The 15,293-nt window shown below is 50.4% G+C and carries 12 protein-coding genes; 9 read left to right on the forward strand and 3 right to left on the reverse strand.

The features are described 5' to 3' along the window. Window positions 1-264: 264 nt before the first annotated feature. Both ACNI29_RS05335 and ACNI29_RS05340 read right to left on the reverse strand, forming a co-directional pair. Window positions 265-1,464, reverse strand: coding sequence for an MFS transporter (locus ACNI29_RS05335; RefSeq protein ID WP_419781161.1), 1,200 nt, complete (start codon window positions 1,462-1,464; stop codon window positions 265-267). A 785-nt stretch (window positions 1,465-2,249) separates the two neighbouring features. Continuing rightward, on the reverse strand, window positions 2,250-3,752 hold the full coding sequence (locus ACNI29_RS05340) for an APC family permease (RefSeq protein ID WP_419781162.1): 1,503 nt from the start codon (window positions 3,750-3,752) through the stop codon (window positions 2,250-2,252). A 585-nt stretch (window positions 3,753-4,337) separates the two neighbouring features. Between ACNI29_RS05340 and ACNI29_RS05345 the strand changes: the two genes are divergently transcribed. Both ACNI29_RS05345 and ACNI29_RS05350 read left to right on the forward strand, forming a co-directional pair. Then, complete coding sequence (locus tag ACNI29_RS05345; RefSeq protein ID WP_419781163.1) at window positions 4,338-4,898, forward strand: DUF4125 family protein; 561 nt, start codon at window positions 4,338-4,340, stop codon at window positions 4,896-4,898. Window positions 4,899-4,904: 6 nt separating this feature from the next. Then, entirely contained in the window at window positions 4,905-5,639 is a 735-nt protein-coding gene (locus tag ACNI29_RS05350) for a sulfite exporter TauE/SafE family protein (RefSeq protein WP_419781164.1), read from the forward strand. A 36-nt stretch (window positions 5,640-5,675) separates the two neighbouring features. Here the strand turns inward: ACNI29_RS05350 and ACNI29_RS05355 are convergent, their stop codons facing one another. Then, window positions 5,676-7,175: a sigma-54 interaction domain-containing protein gene (locus ACNI29_RS05355; protein ID WP_419781165.1), complete on the reverse strand. Its 1,500-nt coding sequence runs from the start codon at window positions 7,173-7,175 to the stop codon at window positions 5,676-5,678. Between the two features lie 334 nt (window positions 7,176-7,509). Between ACNI29_RS05355 and ACNI29_RS05360 the strand changes: the two genes are divergently transcribed. The 7 genes from ACNI29_RS05360 to ACNI29_RS05390 all read left to right on the forward strand — a co-directional run bounded on the left by ACNI29_RS05360 (window position 7,510) and on the right by ACNI29_RS05390 (window position 15,169). Next, the gene (locus ACNI29_RS05360) at window positions 7,510-9,963 is read left to right on the forward strand and encodes a glycyl radical protein (protein WP_419781166.1); all 2,454 of its coding nucleotides are present in this window, start codon (window positions 7,510-7,512) and stop codon (window positions 9,961-9,963) included. Window positions 9,964-10,015: 52 nt separating this feature from the next. Continuing rightward, the gene (locus ACNI29_RS05365; protein WP_419781167.1) at window positions 10,016-10,909 is read left to right on the forward strand and encodes a glycyl-radical enzyme activating protein; all 894 of its coding nucleotides are present in this window, start codon (window positions 10,016-10,018) and stop codon (window positions 10,907-10,909) included. A gap of 21 nt (window positions 10,910-10,930) precedes the next feature. Beyond that, on the forward strand, window positions 10,931-11,425 hold the full coding sequence (locus ACNI29_RS05370) for a C-GCAxxG-C-C family protein (protein WP_419781168.1): 495 nt from the start codon (window positions 10,931-10,933) through the stop codon (window positions 11,423-11,425). A 27-nt stretch (window positions 11,426-11,452) separates the two neighbouring features. Further along, window positions 11,453-11,746 carry an ErpA-related iron-sulfur cluster insertion protein gene (locus tag ACNI29_RS05375; RefSeq protein WP_419781169.1) on the forward strand — a complete coding sequence of 98 codons (294 nt, stop codon included), beginning with the start codon at window positions 11,453-11,455 and terminating at the stop codon, window positions 11,744-11,746. Between the two features lie 357 nt (window positions 11,747-12,103). Next, a complete protein-coding gene (locus ACNI29_RS05380) occupies window positions 12,104-12,325 on the forward strand; it encodes a hypothetical protein (protein ID WP_419781171.1) in 222 nt (73 codons plus the stop codon). Window positions 12,326-12,451: 126 nt separating this feature from the next. Beyond that, entirely contained in the window at window positions 12,452-13,816 is a 1,365-nt protein-coding gene (locus tag ACNI29_RS05385; protein ID WP_419781172.1) for a sigma-54 interaction domain-containing protein, read from the forward strand. 423 nt (window positions 13,817-14,239) lie between these two features. After that, window positions 14,240-15,169: a DMT family transporter gene (locus tag ACNI29_RS05390; protein ID WP_419781173.1), complete on the forward strand. Its 930-nt coding sequence runs from the start codon at window positions 14,240-14,242 to the stop codon at window positions 15,167-15,169. Window positions 15,170-15,293 lie beyond the last annotated feature (124 nt).

Consider the following 15,293-nt stretch of genomic DNA (forward strand, 5'->3'; position numbering starts at 1 on the left):
CCTTGAAAAGGTTAACGGACCTAAAAACGGGTGCAACAGAACAACTCGCCACAGCGCATGCGCCGGGACGTCTCCTTGATTGGGTGGGTATGGAATGAATCTAAACCTTCGTAGCGCTCCAGATAGGAAATCCGGAAAGTGTGGGGTAAAAACGCACGAAGTTTTTTTGCGTTGGACTTATTTCCTAACTAGAACAAGAAAAAAGGTCAACCGGTTGTGAAATATTTCTTTATCCATAATCTAAAACTGGATAAACATCTAAAATCAAGACACATAAAGCTTACGGCTCATAACCAGAAAAATGGGCAGCAGACAAAATCCACTGAACAATGCTGTCAACTCAAAGGCATCTGCCATGCCCCCGGCTTCAGCTGCAAAACCGGCCAAAGCAGGGCCTAAAACGAATCCCAGATTTGAGACACCAAGAAAAATTCCCATGACCCGGCCCCGGCCCATATCAGCGGCCATCGACATGGAAGCAGGAAGCGACAAAGCAGAGCCAAGGCCCATTCCCGCTGCCAGAAGGCAAAACATCCACAGGTGAGCAACCTGCCCGTATCCGAACAAACAAGCAGCGCAAAGACCCATCCCCAAAAAAGTAAGCCCGGCCCGGTCGCGCAGGTCGGCCCACTTTCCGGTGAGCGGAGTTACGGCTATAAGGACAAGGCTGGGCAAGGCAAAAAGAAGCCCGGCCTGCATACCGTCCAAGCCGTAGGATTCATTTATCAGCCGGGGCAGAAAAGTTATCACGACAGAGGCTCCGGCAGTCCTGCCCAGCACAGCCAGTAACAAAACCGCAAAAAAAGGATTACGCCACGGCAATCTTTGCGTAGCACCTTTTTTATCGCGTGCCGGGGCTGTTCCCATCCTGCTCCGCGCAAAAGCAAGAAAAGAAAACCCCATGCCCAGAACAGGCCAAAGAAGACTCAGCTCCCCTATCAGTCCCTGTATGCCCACCGCCGCACCTCCTGCAAGCGGACCAAGCACCAACGCGCCGTACATGCAGGTATTGTAAGCTCCAAACAAGCGACCCCGACTGCTTTCAGGAACGCAATCACCGAGTAACCCCATGCTCACAGGCTTGATTATACCTGAACAAAATCCCAAACAGATCTGGATAATGCCGAGAGTCTCCACTGCCGGATGAAAAATATAAAAGAAGGGCACTACCACCCCTAATCCTGAAGCACCCAGCAATAAAGGCCGGGAGCCAATGGAATCAGCGGCATACCCAGCAAACGGGGCCAAAATCAGACGGGCAAAAAAGTAACCGGAAAAAGCAAGCCCCAGCCATGCAGCAGAAACCCCGGCCGAACGGGCTCCCAAAGAAAGGGCGAAAGTAAAAGCACCGACTCCGAGCGTGGAAAAAAAGGCCGCAGCAAGCACCCCTTCGGCATCCTTACGCTTCGAGTCATGGCATTCACGCAGAACAGTCATCCTGAATAACGCTTCGATATTATTCATTCACAGTACTCTTCGTACAAAAGATTTCTATCGTAAATTCCAGATTCAGCATCGCATAAGAGAGCCAGTATTTTCTGTTTTATGCCAGCATTTTTTATGTTATGAGATTAACAATCAAAATCATAAGAGTATTTTAACAAAAACAAAGCAACCATAAACACCTGTAACAACTAATCATAACCCAAAAATTCTACTTTTCTAATTGCCTGACCAAACTTGAACTGACGCCTAAAAGTGACAATCTGCTTACGGTGTCACTTTGACTCACAAAGCCCGGGAAAGTGTGTTAATAAGTCAATAACACCCTCATCTCCCCTAAACAAAGGGGCTGAGGCAATTTCCGTTACACTAGAACGTTGCAGAATTTTACAATAATTATGTAACACCCGCGAAAAAAGGAACCACAGCAGGAAAGTCTTTAGAATCATAATCGACTGATATTCCAAAGCAAAGCCACTTGGTTCGTTTTTTGCTTTTGTGTTACAATCCTGCGTTGGGTGGGTTCCCTTTGTAAAGGCATCGTGGGGATGACTTTACACTAACCAAAGAAAAGAACTGGAGAGTGAATATAATTATTTTTAAGCATCAAAAGAAAGTATTTAACAAATATACCCCTTCCTTATAGCTTTACGACATTGAATTATGTTTAAAAAAGCTCAAGAAACACCGACAATGTATCACAACTTTTTGTGTTTAGTTGCCGATACCCTCCATTTATTGCAAAAAATCCCCCTTCGAACTTATTCGAAGGGGGATTTGCATTGTTTATATATGAATGAGGTTAATTATTCTGTTGCAGTCTGGGGCTGGCCCTGAGCGGCTCCTTTGTAGAAAACCGGGATTTTATCACTGCCCAAAACATTTTTACGCATCTGGGCTTCGGGAAGTTCTGCCCAAGCACTCTTGTTGGAGAAGTAAAAGAAAACACCCATTGCAACCCAGGCGACCATGCACCAGCGGGAAGCTTCACTGATGTAAGCCGGGGAACCGGGAATAAGCAGCAGTACGATACAAAGAACGGAAGCCAGTGTCCCCATTCCACAGCAGAACAGCTTCACTGCCCGCTGGTCTACATCTGTAGAACCGAGAATCACACGGCGGGCCGCAAGGCAGGAAAACAGGTAACCGATACCTGTTCCTACAGAACTCATATCAACAATCCAGACGATAACGGAACGTCCTGCAAAAGGGGTCAGCAGGACAATGGCGATGGTAAAAAGAATAGCTTTGTAAGGTGTGCGGTACTTCGGGTGGATATCACCGAACCAAGCGGGCATGATGCCACCACGCGCCATACTCAGCAGCAGGCGGGAAGTGGCGATGTAGAAACCATTAATCCCGGTGCAGACCGCGCCCATAACCGCACAGGCCAGAATGACAGCACCAAGTTTACCAAAAGCCATAGCCGCAACTTCGCCAGTGGCCCAGGCAGTACCTCCGGCAGCACGCATGGCATCCATCTTAGCCAGCATTTCAGGAACGGGAATGGCAACACCGACTGCGAGAGTCACCAGAGCATAAAGCACAAAACCGCACAAAATCGCGATAATCATGATGTTGCGTGCACGGCCAGGTTCAAAAGTAAATTCTTCAGCAGCCTGCGGGACAGTATCGAACCCGGCAAAAAGGAAGGGAGAAATCGCAAAAATAATCAGTACGCAGGAAATCATGGAACGATGCTCTGCGAAAAGCGGGAGCAGGTTTCCGACCTCAGCGGTTTCAAGGGATGCGGAACCGGTAAAAAGGGAAACAATGCCGACGGTCAGCAGGAAAGTCAGCATAACCTGAAATTTACCCGCAAAGCTGTTTCCGCGATAATTCATCCAGCCGAACAGCACTGTTGCGGCGGTCATCAGAATTACCTCGCCGGTATAAACCTGCCAGCCGGCAATGGAATACAATGCCCCGAATTCAAAAACCCCCGGAAACAGGAAACGGAAAATCAACGCCAACGCGGCAACGTCGATACCGATGATGGCTATGTAACCAAGTACGAGTGCCCACCCGCAGACAAAAGCCGCACTCGGCCCAAAGCCGACATAGGCATATGCAAATGCTCCGCCCGCAACCGGAGCATATTTAATCATGTAGCTGTAGCAGACCGCTACGAAACAAATAAGAAAAGCACCTACGCCGAAGCCGATAAGTGTACCCAGAATACCGGCCTGCGGAAGAAACATATCCCCGGGAAGAACAAAACACCCCCAACCTACGATTGACCCCAGTGCCAGCGCCCAAACCTGAGAGGGCGACATTGATTTTTCTAATTCCAGTTGTTCTTGTGACATCAGATTATCTCTTTGTTTTATGAGTTCGCGGCAGGAACCTTAAATAGTCTCCAGCCCCGGCGACTGCTCCTCCTCTAACCAAAAGACAGCCGCCTGCTGTGTGCTCCGAAATACAAGCCATCCCGGACACATCACGCCATGTGCACGCATAAAGCGACATGGCCCTCCTCTCCTTCCAAAGAGCGAACGATTACTAAAATACTTTCAATCTACCTGAATCGGCGGTTCTACCACTGCCGCCGTCTACCCTAAGCAAACCCGATGCCAATTCGTGAATTTCTTCACCAACTCCATAATATCCAGAAATAACAGGTTTAAATAATTAACCCATCAACATCGTCAATAAACCATTTTTTAAAATTTGTTCTTTTTCGAAAGTTTTTTTTCTTTTTTTAAAATTTTTTTTAGTAGCCACAAATCCCAATTACCGACACACAACTACTCACCCGCAAACTCTTTATCCTTGACTTGGGCAATCAATTCGGGATGATAGTAAAATAAATGCAACCATCTTGCCCCAAAACGATAAAAAGGCATCAGGTTTGCAAATCCAAGCTCGTTACTTTTTTCATTAAGGAGAACCACATGGCCGAAGAAGCACGCCTGCAATTAATTGATGAAATAATCGCGCAGGAACTGGAAATGTTCCTCGCTGTCAAGAACCGTGGCGGAACTGCATCATGTCAGGAGCAGCCCGATTCTTTTCGCATCATGCGCCACATGACCCATGCCGTAATGCCTATCGAATACCTTGAATCATATCTCGCCGACCTCAAACAGGCCGTGGCCGACAAGCGCAATCTCATGACCGAAAAATACGCGCTCATGGAAGGGATTATCCCGGTGCAGAATGACTCACAGGCCATTTCTGAGCTGGTGCAGATCGAAAGTAACTGGCGCAAAGAAGTTTCCGCGCAGTTTCCTCTTTCAGTGCATCCCGACGGTCACGAATCCTTCTGCACCTACCTTAACGGTGAATTGCAGACCTACTCCCCCAAAACCCTGATCTTTTACCTCAATTACGCCCGCAAGACCCAGCACAACGGAGGCAATCTCGTACGCGAAAGATATGAGATTCTCATGCGCAAGCTGGGTTACGATTCTCTCACCCATTGCGAGGAATCCATTGCCAGCGGCAAAAAGTAGAATTTAATGTTTGAATCACCCCACGTTTTAGTATTCCTGCTTTGGCTGATCGGCGGATTTGTTTCCGGTGTCAGCGGTATCGGCGGGGCCATGGTCGCTGTTCCGGCAGCGGCCATGTTCATTCCCATGCAGGAGCTTGTCCCCCTCGCCTGCCTGCTCAATGTCATCATGGACGGCAGTATCGCGGCCATGCATTTCCGACACTGCCGCTGGTCCGCGCTTAAACCGTTGCTGGTCGGCTCCATCCCCGGTGCATTTGCCGGACTCTACATCCTGACCTTTGTCTCCAGCACCATCCTGCAAGGAGCAGTAGGCGCGCTGCTCATCTATTACGTCTACTGGCAGCTGACCTACAAAGTCGAAAAGACCCACCCGGAATCATGGTCGCGGGGCAGTGCCGCCGGATTCGGGGCCAGCCTGCTCGGGACCGCCATATCTTTCGACGGACCGCCCATCGGAGCCTACGGGCTATATGTCGGCTGGCAGCCGCGGGTATTTCTCGGAACCCTCGGGGTCTTTTTCGTCATCAGGGCAACTTTCACCTGCATCCTGCAGGCAGGAGCCGGGCTGATCACCCCGACTGTAATCGACTACGCCCTCTACGGAGCACCCGCTGTCGCCATAGGGACACTGCTCTCCTTCCCGGTCATCAAACACATCAATCAGGACCTGTTCCGCAAAGTCCTCATGACTGTAATTGCCTTGGCAGGAATAGTCTGTCTGGTTCGATCTTTTCTGTAATTTAATGCATCCGGCGGTAGTCCCGCCGGATGCTTCCTAAAAATCATCCCCTATGCCGAGCTGCTGGATTTTGTAGCGCAGCCCCGCCCCGGTGATCTGCATGATCCGGGCAGCCTTGGCGACGTTCCCGCCTGTCACACGCAGCACGTTCCTGATGCACTCGGTTTCATACTGCTGCACGCAGCTTTTAAGCGGTACAACGCTGTTGCGCTTGATACTGTTATAGTCGAAAAAGTTTTTGCCCAGCATGGACTCATTTTCCTGATCAGGCACAGCCGTTTCTGACTGCGAAAGCCCGGTCATAAGTGATTTCTCGTGTGCTTCGCGAAAATGGCGGGGCAGATTTTCCACACTGATAGATGTCCGCTCTCCGAGAAGGGCCAGACTACCTTCGATAACATGCAATAATTCACGAACATTACCCGGCCAGTCGTAATCGAAAAACATCTGCACAACATCCGGCTCAACACCGATCAGACCGGGACTTTTGACCTGTTCAGAACGGGAGATAAAAGAACGCATCAACACAGTCAGATCCATCTTGCGTTCCCGTAATGGCGGCACGGCCAATCCAACCACCGCCAGCCGATAGAATAAATCACTGCGCAAAATGCCCTCGCTGACAGCGTTGAGCGGAGCTTCGTTGAGAATGCTGATCACGCGCACATCTACAGGAATTTCTTTTTGCGAACCAAGTCGGCGAACCCGCTTTTCCTGCAACACACGCAAAAGCTTGGCCTGTAAACCAAGCGGCATGGAATTCAGCTCGTCAAGCAGCAGTGTTCCGCCGTTGGCTTCCTCAAAAAGTCCTGGTTTTTCAGGAGCATCGGTGTAAGCCCCTTTCGAAGTTCCGAAAAGAATCGCTTCGAGCAGATTTTCCGGTATTGCGGCGCAGTTCTCGGCAATAAACGGCTTTTCGCGCCGCTCGCTTTCCATGTGGATGGCCTGTGCGAAAACCTCTTTACCAGTGCCGCTCTCACCCCAGATCATGACATGCGAAGAAGACATTGCGGCAGTGCGAGCCTCAGCCAGAACCTCACGTAACGAATCGTCCTGTCCTACGAGTGAATCAAAAGTGTAATAGGAATAGCTTTTATCGCGTGTTTTGGACCTGCGCGACCTCTTGTTAGGATCGCCCAGCGGAACGGCCCCGGTCCAGAGGGTAAAAGTCAGCACCCCGTCTTTGCGGCCCTGGTCATAGAGTGGAAAAAAGTCGGAAACAGTCCCAGCGAGATAATTATTTGTTGTCTTGTACAGGTAACTTTTCTTGAGAATGGGCCTGCTCTCGCGCAAACATTCAATGGTCGGGATACAATCAAGTTCGTGCGGGACATAGAGTTTGGTAATGTGCTGCCCTTCCACATGAATCCGTGAAAAACCGTCCACCTTGCGCTGGATGGGATTCATGTATTCGCAATATCCTTCAGCATCCACCACAGCCACACCGAGTCCCAGATCATCCCAGATCGCTGTCATTTCCGGAGTCAGCATACTGCGCCGACTGACATTATGAAATTTTTCCCTGCTAAAATACATTTTTCACAACCTCCATTTATCCCCGGAAAATCTGAAACCTGTCCAAAACCTCCGGCTGCTGATTGGGTCGATAATTAAAAAAATATCTTTTAGCAAATCAAATTTTTTTTCAAAAAAGAAAAATTTCTTTCTTTTCTCTTTTTACCCTTCAGACTCCCGACTCACTTGCTTGTTCATAATTAAACACATTTATATCAATATATTAGCACGTTTTTTAGAACCAAAACACATCTCTGGCACACCCCGTGCTAGTGACGAAATTAACAAGCGAACGATTTACACTTTCAATCTACCTAAAAGCCCAAAAACAATAGCACAATCACAGGAGATGGAAATGAATACTACTCTGTCTGCAAAAGAAGAGACCCAGACTGCCCAAGGTTACGGCATTAACTGGGATACAGCCGAAGACCGCGCCAAGGAACTCAAAGATTTTCTCATGAACGCTCCGCAGGTTATGGACCCTGAGCGTCTCAAGTTCCTGAACGAAATTTACGAGAAACATCAGGGTGAACCTGTAGTATATATCCGCGCAAAAGTTCTGGAGCGCGTTCTGACCCAGAAAAAAATCTTTCTCGACGGCAACCCCATCGTCGGAACCCTCACCGGTGTTCGTGCTGGTGTTTACGCTTATCCCGAATGGAACGTTTCCTGGATTAAAGAAGAAATGCAGATGGCCAAAATGGCTTCTCTGGGCGAAATGAAGATTCCCGCCGAAACACAGGAACTGCTGGAAAAGACCTACAAGCTCTGGAAAGGCCGCACCTGCATCGACCAGAACAACAAAATGTACAAAGAGAAGTACGGCGAGAGCGCAAAGAAGTACGCCAAAGCAGGCATGTACTACGAGAACGTTTCCGTTGCTTCCGGTTCCGGTATCGCTGATTACGGTCTGGTGCTGAACAAAGGTATCCGCCATCTTATCGAAGACGTAAGAACCCGTCTTACTGAAACCCCTAACATCCTTGCCAACCGCGATAAGATCGACCTTTACCGCTCCATGCTGATCACCTTTGACGCGGTAATCAAACACTCTCACCGTTATGCGGATCTGGCAGAGCAGACTGCGGCGGAAGAATCCGATCCCAAGATTAAAGAAGAGCTGCTCGAAATCGCAGAAGTATGCCGCCGCGTTCCCGAACACCCGGCCCGCAACTTCCGTGAAGCTATCCAGTCCTTCTGGTTCACCCACCTCTGCGTAGCAACCGAGCAGATGGCCTGCGCAGTTTCCCCCGGACGTTACGGACAGTACATGTATCCCTTCTTCAAGAAAGACATTGATGAAGGCAACCTGACCCGTGAGCAGGTCCTGACCATGCTCAAATTCCAGTGGATCCGCCACCTCGAGCTGGGCGAATATCAGGGTAACTCATACGCCCTGACCCTTTCCGGACACACCGGACAGTCCATGACCATCGGCGGTGTGGATGCCAATGGCGAAGATGCCTCCACAGAACTGGAAGAGCTGATGCTCGAAACCCAGATCAATATGAAGAGCATCCAGCCGACCCTGACCCTGCTCTACCACCCGAAACTGAAAGACTCCTACATGCAGAAGGTTGTTGAATGCATCCGCGGCGGTTCCGGCCAACCCCAGATCCTGAACAACAACGCCGTTATACAGCGTACCCTCGCCCGTTTCGCCCAGTACCCCGACGGTATCACCCTCGAAGATGCCCGTAACTGCGGTAACTACGGCTGCGTATCCACCGGCGTATGCGGCAAAGGCAGCTTCATCACTCAGGAAGACCAGCCCTGTCTCGCTAAAGTTGTGGAACTGGTGCTCAACAACGGTAAATGCCCGGTGACCAAGAAGAAGGTCGGCGCAGAAACCGGAGACCCCACAACTTTCGAAACTTTCGAAGATCTTTACGAAGCAGTGAAAGGCCAGCTGGACAACCTGTTCCGCATTTCCCGCGCCCACTCCGACCTCAGCCAGATGGCCCGCCTTCAGGTTGTACCGAGTGTATTCCGCTCCGCCATGTATGACGGCTGCATCGAAAAAGGCATGTGCGAGGAAGCAGGCGGAACCCGCTACCCGCAGGTTAACCCGATCATGACTGCCGGTGTTGATGCCGCGAACTCCATTCTCGCCATCAAACATCTTGTTTTCGACACCAAGAAAATCACCATGGAAGAGCTGCTTGAAGCACTCAAAGCCAACTTTGACGGTTACGAAGAAATCCGCCAGATGTGCTTTGACGCACCAAAGCACGGCAACGACTACGATGAAGTTCAGGCCATTGTTAAACGTTTCTACCGTGACGTGGACGCAATCCACCACGCACAGGGACCGGACTGCTTCGGACAGCGCACCCCGCTTGATGCATACTCCCTGTCTTACCACAACTACTTCGGCGGACTCATGGGTGCTCTGCCCAACGGACGTAAAGCAGGCGTAGCCCTCACTGACGGTAGTGTTTCCGCAATGCCCGGCACAGACAAGGAAGGTATCACCGCACTGATCAAATCCGGTGCTGAAGCAATCGACACCGTCCGGTACGGCGCTAACCACTTCAACGTGAAGTTCTCCCCCTCCGTTCTGGAAGGTCCGCAGGGCGCGAAAACCCTGATATCCCTGATCAAGACCTACTGCGATTTCGGCGGCTCCCACATCCAGTTTAACTGCGTAAGCTCCGACACCCTGAAGCACGCGCAGCAGAACCCGCAGGAATACCCAGACCTGATTGTACGTGTTGCAGGATTCAGTGCCTACTTCACCCGCCTCGATTGCGGCGTTCAAAACGAAATCATCAAACGTACCGAATACGACGCTGGCCGTTGCTAGTATAAATAATAGGAGAGAGTGTTTCGCACTCTCTCCTTTCTCGGAGGCAACCATGTCCCAAGGCATGATCTATAATATCCAGCGCATGTCGCTCCATGACGGACCGGGGCTGCGCACCACTGTATTTTTGAAAGGCTGTCCCCTGAGCTGCTTATGGTGCAGCAACCCGGAATCGCAGCAGCTGAAACCGCAGATGATGTGCTTTTCCGAACTCTGCACCGGATGCGGACACTGCGCTGAAGTCTGTCCCAACGGGGCAGTCACCGAGATTGACGGCAGGTTCGGACGCGACACTGAAAAATGCACCAACTGCGGAGCCTGCACCGAAAACTGTTCCGGCAAGGCCCGCGAAATGTCCGGCAAAACCATGACCGTTGAAGAAGTTATGAATGTGGTGCGCAAGGACGCCCTCTTCTACGACAACTCCGGCGGCGGGGTCACTTTCGGGGGCGGAGAACCTACCTCAGGCGGACAGTTCTTCCTAGACATGCTCGAAGCTGCGGTAAACGGAGGCTATCACAGCACCGTGGACACCTGCGGTTACTGCCCTGAAGAACGTTTCGACAAGACCATCGCGCTTGCAGACCTGTTCCTGTTCGACTGCAAGCACATGGACCCGGCAGAACATAAAAAGCTGACCGGAGTGGATAATAAAATCATCCTGCGCAATCTGGGTGCGGCACTTTCATCCAGCAAAGAAGTACGGGTGCGCATGCCGCTCATGCCGGGAATGAATGACTCGGACGAGAACATCGCAGCCATGGCCCAATTCCTGAAGCAGTACGGACGCAATAAGGTCGAAGTGATGCCCTGCCATGCATTCGGGCGCAACAAATACGCCGCACTCGGCTGGGAATACAAAATGGACCGCGAATACTCTCCTGAACAGCTGGATTTGGTTTTCGCGAGATTTGAGAAACACGGTTTGAAGACCGAAATTATCTAATTTTTACAGACGCGATTAAAAATGAACTGCTCACTGACCAGAAGCCTGATCTGCGAAAACATCGGACGCGAAGCTAGAGAACTCTACGCCAGTGATGTCATGTGCTGCTCCGAAGCTGTGCTTTGGGCTGTTAACAGTGATTTCGACGGCGGGTTGAGCCAAAGCCTGACTCTCGCGCTCAGTAAAGGTTTCTGCGGCGGAATAGGTGATGCGGGCTGTGTCTGCGGAGCTTTGTCTGGTGCGGTGATGGCCTTGTCCCTGATCCTCGGCAAAGGGCAGCACCCCGCTGACGATGAGCAAGTGCGCAAACTTTCAAAACAACTGCACGACCGCTTTCTGGCCGAACACGGCTCGGTCTGCTGCCGGACTTTGAGCCGGGAACGCGACCATGAATCCGGCGACAAAGGCATCTGCCTTGATTATGTGGAGTCCGCAGCAGCCATCTGCACCCAAATTCTGCTCGCACCGGATCAGATAAAGAAAGAATCAACAGCGGCAGCAACCGCTTTGATATAACCGAAACCATTAATGGAGAGAGAGAATATGTTTAATGTTACCGTTCCCGAAGAAATGCTTGATAAGCTGCGGGACATGCTTGAAGACGAAGATGAAGAGTCCTGTGTCCGCCTCAGGGAATACAAGGTAGGCGGCGGCTGACACGCTAAAATCGTGCTCGGTCTGGGCATTGACGAAGCGGATGAAGACGAAGACGTACAGATTGAAGTAAGCGATGTCCCTTTCATCGCCGAAGAGGACTTCCTCACCAAGTACGGCAAAGATTTTTCCCTTGTTTTCAACGAGAATAAAGAAGTCGTGCTTACTGCGCTCAGCGCATAAATCCACGGCAAAAGCACACCCCTTACGCGAATACCCCGTTCGCAAATAATCCCCCTGATACTCCCTTCAGGGGGATTTGCTTTTTGAATCCTGCCGATACCCCTTTATATATAAGATGGGCCTTGCGTTACGTAATTGGTATCTTGAAAATTTCTGAGCCTTGCGCTCAGCATTGAACTGGCAGGGCACAAATGCCTGATTCATAACGAAGCCGACTGCAACAAAGAAGATACTTAGATAGACGTAGCCATTTATCCGGGCCACTCCGACAAGCTGAATCCCAAACCGTGGCACTTTAATATTCTGCTGAACAATGCTGGGCAGACGGCCCACGGTTATGATTATGCTCTGGCTACGGTGCGTTATACACCACAGGAAGCCCTGAAAGTCTTTAAAGACTGCATCAACCGTGATTCCGATATCGCCAGCCTGCTTATGGCCTGCTCTGTGAGTATTGCCATCAAGAATAAATTTGCCGGAGCACTACTGGACATGCTGGCGGCTTCGAAGACACAAATGAATAAAGAACAACTCAGCATATTCAACGATTACAAAACACAGCATTCCACGACAGACTGATTTTTAACTTCAAACGGCAGCAGACATCTCCCCTTTACGCAATCCGCAAAAGCCATTTGACTTATTCCTCCACCCGGAACTACTTACAGGTAGTTTTTAACGGCAAACAACGTGGAGCTATTCAGCATGGGCAAGACAGAACATTTCGGTCTGGATTTCGAAACATTTGCGAGACTTATCGACAATCTCCATGATGAAATCATCATCTACGACAACAACTATCGCATGCTCTACGTGAACAAGGCCTGTGAACGCCACTACGGTTTCACCCAGCAGGAAATGATCAACATGCCTTTCTGGGATGTGGTGCAAAAGCACAACTCATGGGATCGTCCGATCCTGCCCATCGTTTATGAAAACAAAATTCCGGCCAAGCAGGAACAGAAAACATATCTGGGATTGGAAGTTCTGACCATCGCAGTTCCCCTGCTTGATCAGGATCAGGAAGTTGAATACGTGCTGCTAAGCATCCGCGACAACTTCCATGAAGGGCGCATACGCCACCCGGAAGATATTGCAACCAATGAAGATCCCGACTCGGCTAAACCCGAAGACCTGATTTACCGCAGTTCCTTAATGGAACAGGCGGTCATAGCCGCACGCAAGGTAGGCTCAATCAGCGCACCCTGCCTGCTGCTGGGCGAATCAGGATGTGGTAAAAGCCTGCTGGCCAAATTCATCCACGCCAACAGCAACCGATCCGGCAAGCCTTTCGTGGTCGTCAACTGCGCGGCTATCCCGCAGGAACTTTTCGAATCAGAGCTTTTCGGACACGTTGAGGGTGCTTTTTCCGGGGCCACCAAAACCCGTGGCGGTCTCTTTGCAAAAGCCGAAGGCGGGACTCTTTTCCTTGATGAAATTTCAGAACTTCCATTGTCCATGCAGGCCAAGCTTCTCTACGCCGTGCAGGAGCTGGAATACCGTCCTGTTGGAAGTTCTTCTGCTGTTAAGGCCGATGTGCGCATCCTTGCGGCCTCCAACCGAAACATGGAACGCATGGTCGAAACCGGAGCCTTCAGACAGGATTTATATTTCCGTTTAAATGTCTTTGATATCGTCATCCCGCCCCTGCGTGACCGTCAGGAAGACCTGATCCCCCTGCTGCATTACTTTTTCAACCGCTACGGCAAGACCCACGGCAAAGGCAAGCGCCTTTCTTCCGAAGCCCAGAACCTGCTCTGCCAGTATTCATGGCCGGGCAACATACGGGAACTTGCCCACCTTGTAGAACGTTTGGTCGTTACAGTGGAAGACGAAATCATAACTATGGACCACCTTCCGTCTTCCATCTACGAAACCACTGCCATACCTATTTCGCCGCTTACATCAGCAGGCAACCTCGATGATGCCCTTGAGGCAGTGGAACGCCAGCTTATCATGGACGCAGTCACCAAGCATGGCAGCAGCCGCAAAGTTGCCGCAGCCTTGAAGATCAGCCAGTCCCGCGCATCCCGCTTGATCAGAAAATACATCGGTAATTCAAAGCCTTAAATATCGAGTCGCTTCCAACTCACCGAGTCAATATAGACTCAATACCTGAAACAACCCGCCAGACAAGGGCTTTATTTAATAATGAGTCACAATCGACTCAATTCAATTTTATTGATTGAATGATCATACAGCCGTTATATCTCTTAACATTCTGTTTTTTAAGCATTTTTGATCGTGAAAACTATAACTTTTCATTGGCACATCACTTGCTCAAGTAACACTAACACATATTCGAATTCGACAGATGCAATGTCCGCCGTGGGAAGATGAGTTGTTATGGAGGTAGCGGCTCAATACGGACAAACGGGGTGTTTGGTTTCGTATAAGGCAACAGCATCACAATTGTGTTTGTGGAGGCAGCCGCAGCAGTGAGCGTATGCGGCGAATTAAAGAGGTGTATTAACTTTCAAGGGAGATGACTGTATGTTTAAAGATAAAAGATATTACGGGATGGCCTGTGCCCTGCTTGCGACAATGCTTTGGGCCGGTGCTTTTGTTGTTGCCAGACTGGCGGTGGGACAGATTTCACCCATGACTCTTGGAGCCAGCCGCTGGTTTATTGCCCTGCTCATCCTGTGTGCTTTCACCATGCCCAGAGTGAAACGCGAATGGCCCGTAGCTAAAAAATTCCTGCCTCAGATTATTGCGGCAGCCCTGACCGGTGTGGCGGCTTACTCCCCCCTGAGCTACTTTGCAGCCCAGACAACATCAGCCATCAACCTTTCCCTTATCTCAGTAACTTCACCGATCTTCATCGTTATCATATCTTCTGTGCTCGGCCAGAAGCAGTCCATGAACACATGGATCGGCTGTACCATCGCGCTGATCGGTTCTTTCTATCTTGTTTCCGGCGGCGATCTCCAGCAGCTCCTCGGACTGCACTTTGCTTCCGGCGACATTCTCATGCTGCTCGCAGCTGTCGGTTTTGCAGTCTACAGCCTGATCCTGCGTAAAATCCCCGAAGGACTGTCACAGCTGACCGTCATGACTCTCATGTCCTTCTTCGCAGTACTCATGCTCATCCCCTGCGTTATCTGGGAATCCACTCAGCCAAGCATGGTCTTCAACATGAACGGAGTTGTTTTCTTCAGTATCGTCTTCTCCGCTGTCTGCTCATCCGTAATCGCATGGCTGACCTGGAACATCGGTATTGAACACGCAGGTCCGGCAACTTCCGGCATGATCTACTACAGCCTTCCCCTTTGGGGCGGCCTGTTCGCCTTTGTTTTCCTCGGCGAAACCATGAATTCCGTACACTTCATCTCCGGTATCCTGATCATCGGCGGTATCATCTGGTCCAGCCGGGGTCCAAAGGAAGTGACTGCCGCAGAGCTGGCAACAAACGAATCTTAAGCACCTTGACTCCATAAGATCAGGGGCAGACCAGAGGTCCGCCCTGCCAGAATCCTTGTACACCCGGAGGCCGCCATGCCTCCGGGAACAGGAGGGGTGCGTCCCCCGCACATCAAATCAAGGT

It is taken from the genome of Maridesulfovibrio spiralis (SeqCode), from assembly GCF_048571135.1.
In the GTDB taxonomy this organism is placed as follows: Bacteria; Desulfobacterota; Desulfovibrionia; order Desulfovibrionales; family Desulfovibrionaceae; genus Maridesulfovibrio; species Maridesulfovibrio spiralis.